The sequence below is a fragment of the Nocardioides sp. REDSEA-S30_B4 genome (genome assembly GCF_001627265.1).
Classification (GTDB): domain Bacteria; phylum Actinomycetota; class Actinomycetes; order Propionibacteriales; family Nocardioidaceae; genus Nocardioides.
In genome coordinates this window covers 46370-53973 of the sequence record NZ_LUPI01000013.1, presented here as the reverse complement: position 1 = coordinate 53973, position 7604 = coordinate 46370, and the positions used below count along the sequence as shown (strand labels likewise).

The window sequence follows — 7604 nt, the reverse complement described above, 5'->3', positions numbered from 1 at the left end:
GCTCGGGGTCGGGCGTGGGCTCGGGGTCGGGCGTCGGCTCGGGCTCCGGCGTGGGCACGGTGGCGGCCTTCAGCACCAGCGAGTAGTGGGTGAGGTTCCCGCCGTCGGTGTGGCGCAGCACGATCGAGGTCACCGGCGTGGCCAGGGTGACGTACTCCGGCTCGCCCTTGGTGCCCTTGAGGCCGGCCGACTTTACGCAGTAGCCAGCGATGACCTGGCCCGAGGGGGCCGACACGGTCAGGGAGTCGGCGTTGCCGGGGACGACGACGGCGTCCGGGCAGTTGCCGACGGGGGCGGCCTCCGCGGCGGTCGCGCCGGCGACCAGGCTCCCGAGGAGGATGCCGGCGACGGCGGTGGCCGAGAGGGCGATGCGGGGGGTCATGGGAAGACCGTGACAGCGGCGCAACCCGGGGGGAAGGGACTTGGGGAGACCTTGAGCCAACCTGCGGCAATCTTGAGGATTCCTTGAGCGAACCGCCTCCACGGCGCGCCTGACAGGATGGATCCATGACCGCGCCGAGCCCCAGCTCAGCCACTCTGGGCCTCGTCCGCACGCCGGAGGAGCGCTTCGCCGCGATCTCCGACTACCCCTGGACCCCGCAGTACGCCGAGGTCGGCTCGCCCGGCGACGACACCTGCCCGGGCCGCTGCGGATGATCCTGGGTCGCGCCGACGGCCCGCTCATCGCCCACGTGCCAGGTGCCCAGGGGCAGCCGCACGACCGCCTGGTGGGCGGCCACTTCGTCCAGGAGGACGTCGGGCCGGAGCTGGCCGCGGGCATCGTCGACCTGGTGCAGCGCACCGGCTGAGGCTGCTGCCCGGTGCGCGCGCCTGGTCCGGACCAGCCGTGCGCTCCGGCGTGACCGTCGCGTGACCTCCCGGCGGTGTGCTCGTTGAGACGAGCACACCGCACCAGTGCCTGGAGGGAGGCCCGCGATGACCAGCAGCTGCACCGTCACCGAGACGGGTCACCCCGTGGCCGGGGTCCGCGCCGGCACCCGCACCGTCGAGGTCAGCGGCGCCTGGGCCGGCGGCACCTGGATCGACGCCACCGTGCTCGCCCAGGCCGAGCGCTCTGCGTTGGGCGGCTTCGACTTCACCGTCCGCTCCGCCGAGGTCGCCGACGCGCTCGTGCGCCACGGCCTGGCCACCCGCTCCGGCGACCGGGCCCTGCGCGGGTCCACGGTCGTCTCCGCCGTACGCCGCGAGCAGGAGGTGCCCGCGCCGCGACCCGAGGTGCGCGGCTGGTGCGCCTCGACCCACCACGTGGAGCCCGTCCGGGCCGTCGTCGAGGGCCGTCGCGGCCGCTCGCACGACGACCCGTGGGCCGAGGACGTCCGCCTGTGCGGTCGGTGCGCCGACCTGCTGGGTGAGGCGGGCTTCTTCACCGCTGCCTGAGCATCGTCTCGAAGGAGGAGTCACCGTGCTGCCCACGATGTCGCTGGACTCGTTCCACACCGCGCACCTGGACCCCGCGAGCGGGTACGGGCTGGTGGTGTGCCCGCGTCCCGAGGACGACGTGGTGCTCGACGGGCACTCGCTCTTCACCGCCGCGTGGGACACCGCGTGCGAGTCCCTGGCCTCCCTGGGCTGGTCGCCGGTCCGGGACGACGCCGGCTTCCTGTCCTACCTCGGCGCCACCGTCGACGGCGGGCTCGTCGTCGAGGCGCGCTCGTTCCGCGCCGGCGCCGGCGCCCCTGACGCCGCCTCGATGCGCACGTTGTTCGCTCAGGTGCGGCTGGTGACCCAGGCCGTGCGGCCGCGTCGCGGCTGACCGGACCTCTCGAGCCGGCGTCAGTCCCGTCGGCGCAGGACCTCACCGGTCCACAGCGCCGCGAGCACCAGGACGGGCTGGAAGAACAGTCGCACGAGGCGCTTGGTGTCGGTGTCGAGCCCGAAGGCGTCCTTCTGCTCGACGTACTGGGCGATGTTGCCGGGGAAGATCGCGACGAAGAACGCCGCCAGCAGACCGCCCACCAGCGGGCGTCGGGCCTTCGGTGCGGCCACGAGCGCGGCGCCCAGACCGATCTCGACGACGCCCGACCCGAGCACCGTGAGGTCCTCGTCGAGCGGGAACCAGTCCGGGACCTGGGCCTGGAACTCCTCCCGTGCGAAGGTCAGGTGGGCGGTGCCGGCGAAGACCATCGCCGACCCGAGCGCGAGGCGGGTCACGGTGCGGAGGAACGACATGGAGCGAGCATCGCCCACTCACGCGACCCGGGCCATCCCCTGACCGGTGGTCGGGCGGTCCGGAGTCGTGGGCAGGACGTCAGCGACGGTTGCGCTTCTTCTTCTTGACCTTGACCGTCATCTCCGGGGTGACCGCGCCCGTGACGGACTCGGTGCCCGGGACGGTCAGCCGGTAGGTGACCTTGCCCTTCTTGCGCTCCTTGGGGAAGGAGATCACCACGCGGTCGCGCTCGACGGGCAGGGTGCGCAGCACCTGCCAGTCGGCGCCGTCGCGGGTGCGCTCGAGCTGGACGTCGGAGAGGCCGGTCTCGTCGACGGTCACGATCTCGGTCGAGGTACGGGTGCCCTGGCGGACGACGCGGCGGGCGGGGTCCCAGTCGTCGATGGTGGTGACCGACTGCGGGACCTCGACGGTGTCAGGGTCGCCGTCGTCACCCAGGATGCAGTGCAGCGGCCCCTCGATGGGTGCGTTGTGGAAGCTCTCCCCGTAGTGGTAGTTCGACCCGCCGACCTGGGTCCACTCGACCCAGTACTCCGACGTGCCGGCCGGCCAGCTCGGGTGCTGGACGTAGTTGAAGGCACGCATGCCGGTCCAGTTGCCGCCGTTGAAGTGGTAGTTCAGCGTGCGGCTGGTGCCGTCGGTGAAACGGATGCGGACATTGACGTCGTTGGTCTGGTTGTCCGGGATGTTCGAGGGATAGAGCACCGTCAGTGCCGAGCACGACGGCGGGTCGTAGCGCCAGTTCCAGTTGAAGCTTCCGTCCGGGTTCGTCGCGGGCGGCCCGGTCACCTCCGGGATGTCGTCCTCGGTGACCTCGGTCGGCGTCGCGGTGGGGGAGGTCGGGGTCTCGGTCGGCGTCGCGCTGGATGTGGTGGGGGTGGCGCTGGGCGTCGTCGGCGTCGCACTCGGGGTCGGCGTGGCCCCGGACCCGTAGAGCACCGAGTAGGCCAGGATCGCCTTGCCGTCGCCCTTGCGCATCAGGACGCTCTGCGCGGGCGTCTGGAGCCGGATGTACTCCACCCCGCCGCCCTGGTCCTCCACGCAGTAGTACGTCACGACCGTGCCCTCGGGAGCCGTGTAGACGTAGGTCTGCGGCTTCTGGCCCGTGATGATCGTGCGCGGCGTCGACAGGGTCTGGCAGTTCTCGCCCGAGCTGCTGGGCGCCGTCGCGGGCGCGGAGGAGGCTCCTGCCCAGGTCGCGGCCGTGCCGAGCGCGGTGGCAGCCAGGGCGCCGGTGGTGAGCAGCGCGACGGCAGGGGTGGTTCGACGGGGCACGGGGGACTCCTGGACCGAGAGAAGGGGGGGGTGACTGTGGGACCAGTCGGTCCCATGGTGGAGCACGTGAGCAGTCCGGCGCTGTCGAACACGAGGAAACGCGAAGGGCCCCAGGTCATCGACCTGGGGCCCTTCGTTCTGTACGCCATCAGGGACTCGAACCCCGAACCCGCTGATTAAGAGTCAGCTGCTCTGCCAATTGAGCTAATGGCGCCTGGTGAAGCGACGTGAACGTTACCAGCGAGGGGCCGTCGCGAAAAATCGAGGGCGCACCCCGGGGCCGTCCTGCCCGGGATCGTCTCCGCAGGGCGGTCCGGCACGGGTCAGCGCGCCTCCAGGACCGCCTGCGCGGCGTTGTGACCGCCCAGACCGGAGACGGCGCCGCCCCGTCGGGCACCGGACCCGCACAGCAGCACCCGCTCGTGGTCGGTCTGCACGCCCCACCGTGAGGCGGGGGTGTCCAGCAGCGCCCGGTTGGCCGCCCAGGGCCACTCCAGGTCGCCGTGGAAGATGTGCCCGCCGGGCATCGCCAGGTCGGCCTCGATCTCCTGGGGGATCTTCGCCTCGATGCAGGGCCGGCCGGACGCATCGGTCGCGACGCAGGAGGAGATCGGCTCCTCCAGGTGCTTGTCGAGCTCGGCGAGGGCGCGCTCGACGGCCAGTGCCTTGCGTGCCTCGCGGTCGGGGCCCTCGAAGAGCGTCGCGGGCGTGTGCAGGCCGAAGTAGGTCAGCGTGTGCGTGCCCTCCGGGGCGTCACCCAGGATCGAGGGGTCGGTCAGGGAGTGGCAGTAGACCTCGCCGGGCATGGTCGAGGGCACCTGTCCGGCCGCGGCCTCGGCGTACGCCCGCTCGATCTGGGAGTAGTCCTCCCCGAGGTGCAGGGTGCCGGCGAAGGCCTTGGCGGGGTCCATCCCCGAGCGCAGCCGGGGCAGCCGCTCCAGCAGCAGGTTGATCTTCAGCTGCGAGCCCACGGGCTTGTCGGGGTGCTCGCCCTCGCCGAGCAGGATGCGCAGCACCCACGGCGCCACACCGGAGAGGACGTGGTCCGCGGTCACCGAGTGGCTGCCGGAGGCGCCGTCCCAGGTGATCTCCACGCCGTCGGCTCCCGGTGTGATCCGGGAGACGCCCGCGCCGGTGAGGACCTCGGCGCCGGCACCGACAGCGGCCCTCAGCAGCCCGTCTGTCACCGCACCCATCCCGCCCACGGGCACCCGCCACTCGCCGGTGCCGTTGCCGACGAGGTGGTAGAGGAAGCACTTGTTCTGCACCAGCGAGGGGTCGTGCAGCGACGCGAACGTGCCGATCAGGCCGTCGGTGCCGACGACACCGCGGACCGTGTCGTCCTGGAACCGTCGCTCGACGGCCTCGCCGAGGGGACGCTCGACGACGTCGCGCCAGATGTCCGCGCCGACCTGGGCCTGCAGGTCGCGCTCGGTGGGCAGCGGGGACAGGAACGTGGGGGCGAGCACGCCTGCCATCTGCTCGAGCTCGCCGTAGAACCGCTGCCACGCGGCGTACTCCTCCTCGCCGCCGGTGAGCGCAGCGAAGGACTCCGCGGTCCCGGGCCCCTCCGGGCGCTGGACGAACAGGCCTCCCGGGACGCCGTCGCGCAGCGTCGGGGTGTAGGACGCGGTCCCCCGCGAGGTGAGGGTGACGTCGAGGTCTAGGTCGGCCATCAGGGCGTCGGGCATGACCGACACGAGGTAGGAGTAGCGCGAGAGCCGCACCGGGTGGCCGGGGAACGCCTGCGCGGAGATCGCGGCGCCGCCGGTGTGGTCGAGGCGCTCGAGGACCAGGGTGGAGAGGCCGGCCCGGGCGAGGTACGCGGCGGCGACCAGCCCGTTGTGCCCACCCCCGACCACGACGACGTCGTAGTGGCTGCGGCTGCTGGTGTCGGTGCTCACCTCGACAACCTAGTCATGGGACCGACGCGAACGGGTAGGAGGGAGGGCGCGCCGTCGATGGTGTCCGGGTCGCCGGGGTGGTCTGATGGTCGCTGCGAGCGGTGACAGGGAGCAACCGTGAGGAGGGTGCGCGTGCTGCGCTGGTGGTCGTCGTCATGGCAGGTCCGGGTGTCCGCCCTGCTCGTGGTCACGGCCCTCACCGGTCTGATTGCCGTCTCCGCCGCTCCCGACGACGGCAAGGTCATCGGCATCTGGCCGGTCGGCGCCGCCGTGGGAGCGTTGCTGCTCGCCCCCCGACGCTGGGTGGTGCGACTCCTGCCGATCGTCACGGTGCTCGCGCTGCTGACCGTGGGACTCGGTGGTCGCCCGTGGGGCGTGGCCACCGGGTACGCCGTCACCATCACCGTCGAGGTGGCGCTGGTGTGGGTGCTGCTCTCCCGTGGCCAGGAGCGCACGTGGACGCTGTGCCGCGACGCGGACCTGCGCCGGTGGTTCCTCGCCTGCCTGGTCGGTGGTGCGGTGGGTGCCGGCGGCGGCGCCCTCACGGCGCTGGCCACCGGGTTCGGCCACCCCCCGCTCATCGCGCTGGGGATGGGCACCGCCCACCTCGCGTCGTTGATGGTGCTGACGCCACTGTGGGCGACCCTCCCGGCGCACGACTCGATCGCCGGGCGCGGGGAGTACGCGCTGCAGTGGCTGCTCATCACGGTGGCCGCCCCGCTGATCTTCATCCCGCAGGACACCCCGCCGCTGGTCTACCTCCTCGTCGCTCTCCTGGCGTGGAGCGCGCTGCGCATCTCGGCCCGCGAGGCGCTGGCGCAGATGATCCTGATGCTGGCCTTCGCCATCCTGCTCACGACCGCCGACCGGGGCCCGTTCGCCGCCGCCCCCGACGTCTACGGACTCGACCGGGACCTGCGGGGGATCCTGCTGTCCTCGTTCGCGGTCGTGTGCGCGGTCATCGTGGTGCCCCTCATCCTGCGGGTGGGGGAGAGCGTCGAGGCGGCCCGGGACGCGCAGGCCGAGCGCGACACCCTGGACCGCATCGTGGCGAGCGCGACGGGGGTCGCGATCATCGTGACCGACGAGCACAGCAGGATCTCGCTCTTCAACCCCGGTGCCGAACGGATGCTGGGCTACCGCGCCGAGGAGGTCCTGGGGCGCAGCACGAGCATGTTGCACAGCCCGTCGGCGGTCGAGGCGGCCGCCGCCCAGCTGGGGGTGGCGCCCGACTTCCGCTCGGTGGCGGGAGAGCTGCTTCGGCGCGGCGTCGCTCCGGTGGAGATGGGCTTCACCCGGGCCGACGGGGTCGACCGCACGCACTCGATGACGCTCAGCCGGGTCACCGACGACCAGGGCGCGGTGGTCGGCTACGTCAGCACCTCCGAGGACGTGACCGACCGGATCGAGACCGAGGAGGCACTGCGCGAGGCGCTCGAGCGGATGCGGGAGGTGGACGCGGTCAAGGACGCCTTCGTGTCCTCGGTCAGCCACGAGCTGCGCACCCCGATCACCAGCATCCACGGTTACCTGGAGATGCTGCTGGACGCGACGCTCGGCGAGCTCAGCCCCGCGCAGCGCTCGGCCGTCGAGAAGGTCGAGTCCAACTCCCGCCGGCTGCTGGGTCTCATCGACGACCTGCTCACCCTCTCGCGGCTGCAGGAGGACGGCCTCAACCTGGCGCCCCGGGTCGTCGACCTGCGCACGGTGGTGGGCGATGCCTGCCAGGTCGTCGCGCCGGCGGCCGAGACCGGCGGCCTCCGCCTGCGGGTCTCGGTGCCCGAGGAGCCGATGCCGTTCCTGGGCGAGCGCGACATGTTGGAGCGGGCCCTGGTCAACCTCGTGGGGAACGCCGTGAAGTTCACCCCGGGCGGTGGGGAGGTGGAGGTCTCCCTGCTGCCGCGCGAGGAGGGCAGCGTGGTGGTCGTGCGCGACACCGGCATCGGCATCCCGCTCGCCGAGCAGGAGCACCTGTTCACGCGGTTCTTCCGGTCCTCCCTGGCCCAGCGCCAGGCCATCCCCGGCAGCGGGCTGGGGCTCTCGATCGCCCGCGCGGTCGTGCACCAGCACGGTGGGTCGCTGCGCGTCGAGAGCGCGGAGGGTGCCGGGACGACGTTCTACGTCGAGCTCCCGGCACTGGTCTGAGTCGCCTGGCCAGCCCTCTCGGACCTGCCCTCCCAGGCGCGGTCGGCGCTCTCGCCGGCAGCGGAATAGTTCGAGTTTCAACGACGTTC

General features: G+C 72.3%; 9 protein-coding genes and 1 tRNA gene. 5 read left to right on the top strand and 5 right to left on the bottom strand.

The features are described 5' to 3' along the window. Nucleotides 1-382 (bottom strand): hypothetical protein (locus A6R01_RS04675; protein ID WP_292604027.1); only part of this gene is annotated, 382 nt, incomplete at its 3' end. 125 nt (nucleotides 383-507) lie between these two features. Between A6R01_RS04675 and A6R01_RS04670 the strand changes: the two genes are divergently transcribed. The 4 genes from A6R01_RS04670 (at nucleotide 508) to A6R01_RS04655 (ending at nucleotide 1774) form a co-directional block, all read left to right on the top strand. Continuing rightward, nucleotides 508-657, top strand: a complete 150-nt coding sequence (locus A6R01_RS04670; RefSeq protein WP_292604025.1) for a hypothetical protein — start codon at nucleotides 508-510, stop codon at nucleotides 655-657. Beyond that, nucleotides 654-809, top strand: a complete 156-nt coding sequence (locus tag A6R01_RS04665) for a hypothetical protein (protein ID WP_292604023.1) — start codon at nucleotides 654-656, stop codon at nucleotides 807-809. The genes A6R01_RS04670 and A6R01_RS04665 overlap by 4 nt, the downstream gene beginning before the upstream one ends. A gap of 127 nt (nucleotides 810-936) precedes the next feature. Next, nucleotides 937-1398: a hypothetical protein gene (locus tag A6R01_RS04660; RefSeq protein ID WP_292604021.1), complete on the top strand. Its 462-nt coding sequence runs from the start codon at nucleotides 937-939 to the stop codon at nucleotides 1396-1398. Nucleotides 1399-1423: 25 nt separating this feature from the next. Beyond that, a complete protein-coding gene (locus A6R01_RS04655; RefSeq protein ID WP_292604019.1) occupies nucleotides 1424-1774 on the top strand; it encodes a hypothetical protein in 351 nt (116 codons plus the stop codon). A 20-nt stretch (nucleotides 1775-1794) separates the two neighbouring features. Here A6R01_RS04655 and A6R01_RS04650 read toward each other — a convergent pair whose 3' ends face one another. From A6R01_RS04650 to A6R01_RS04635, 4 genes are all read right to left on the bottom strand, one after another. Then, nucleotides 1795-2190 (bottom strand): hypothetical protein, encoded by a 396-nt coding sequence (locus A6R01_RS04650; RefSeq protein ID WP_292604017.1) that lies wholly within the window; start codon nucleotides 2188-2190, stop codon nucleotides 1795-1797. 79 nt (nucleotides 2191-2269) lie between these two features. Then, on the bottom strand, nucleotides 2270-3466 hold the full coding sequence (locus A6R01_RS04645; protein ID WP_292604015.1) for a hypothetical protein: 1197 nt from the start codon (nucleotides 3464-3466) through the stop codon (nucleotides 2270-2272). A 141-nt stretch (nucleotides 3467-3607) separates the two neighbouring features. After that, nucleotides 3608-3680, bottom strand: a tRNA-Lys gene (locus tag A6R01_RS04640). A gap of 109 nt (nucleotides 3681-3789) precedes the next feature. Beyond that, nucleotides 3790-5370, bottom strand: a complete 1581-nt coding sequence (locus A6R01_RS04635; RefSeq protein WP_292604013.1) for an NAD(P)/FAD-dependent oxidoreductase — start codon at nucleotides 5368-5370, stop codon at nucleotides 3790-3792. 117 nt (nucleotides 5371-5487) lie between these two features. Here A6R01_RS04635 and A6R01_RS04630 point away from each other — a divergent pair, with 117 nt between their 5' ends. Continuing rightward, complete coding sequence (locus A6R01_RS04630; RefSeq protein ID WP_292604011.1) at nucleotides 5488-7515, top strand: ATP-binding protein; 2028 nt, start codon at nucleotides 5488-5490, stop codon at nucleotides 7513-7515. Nucleotides 7516-7604: the final 89 nt, after the last annotated feature.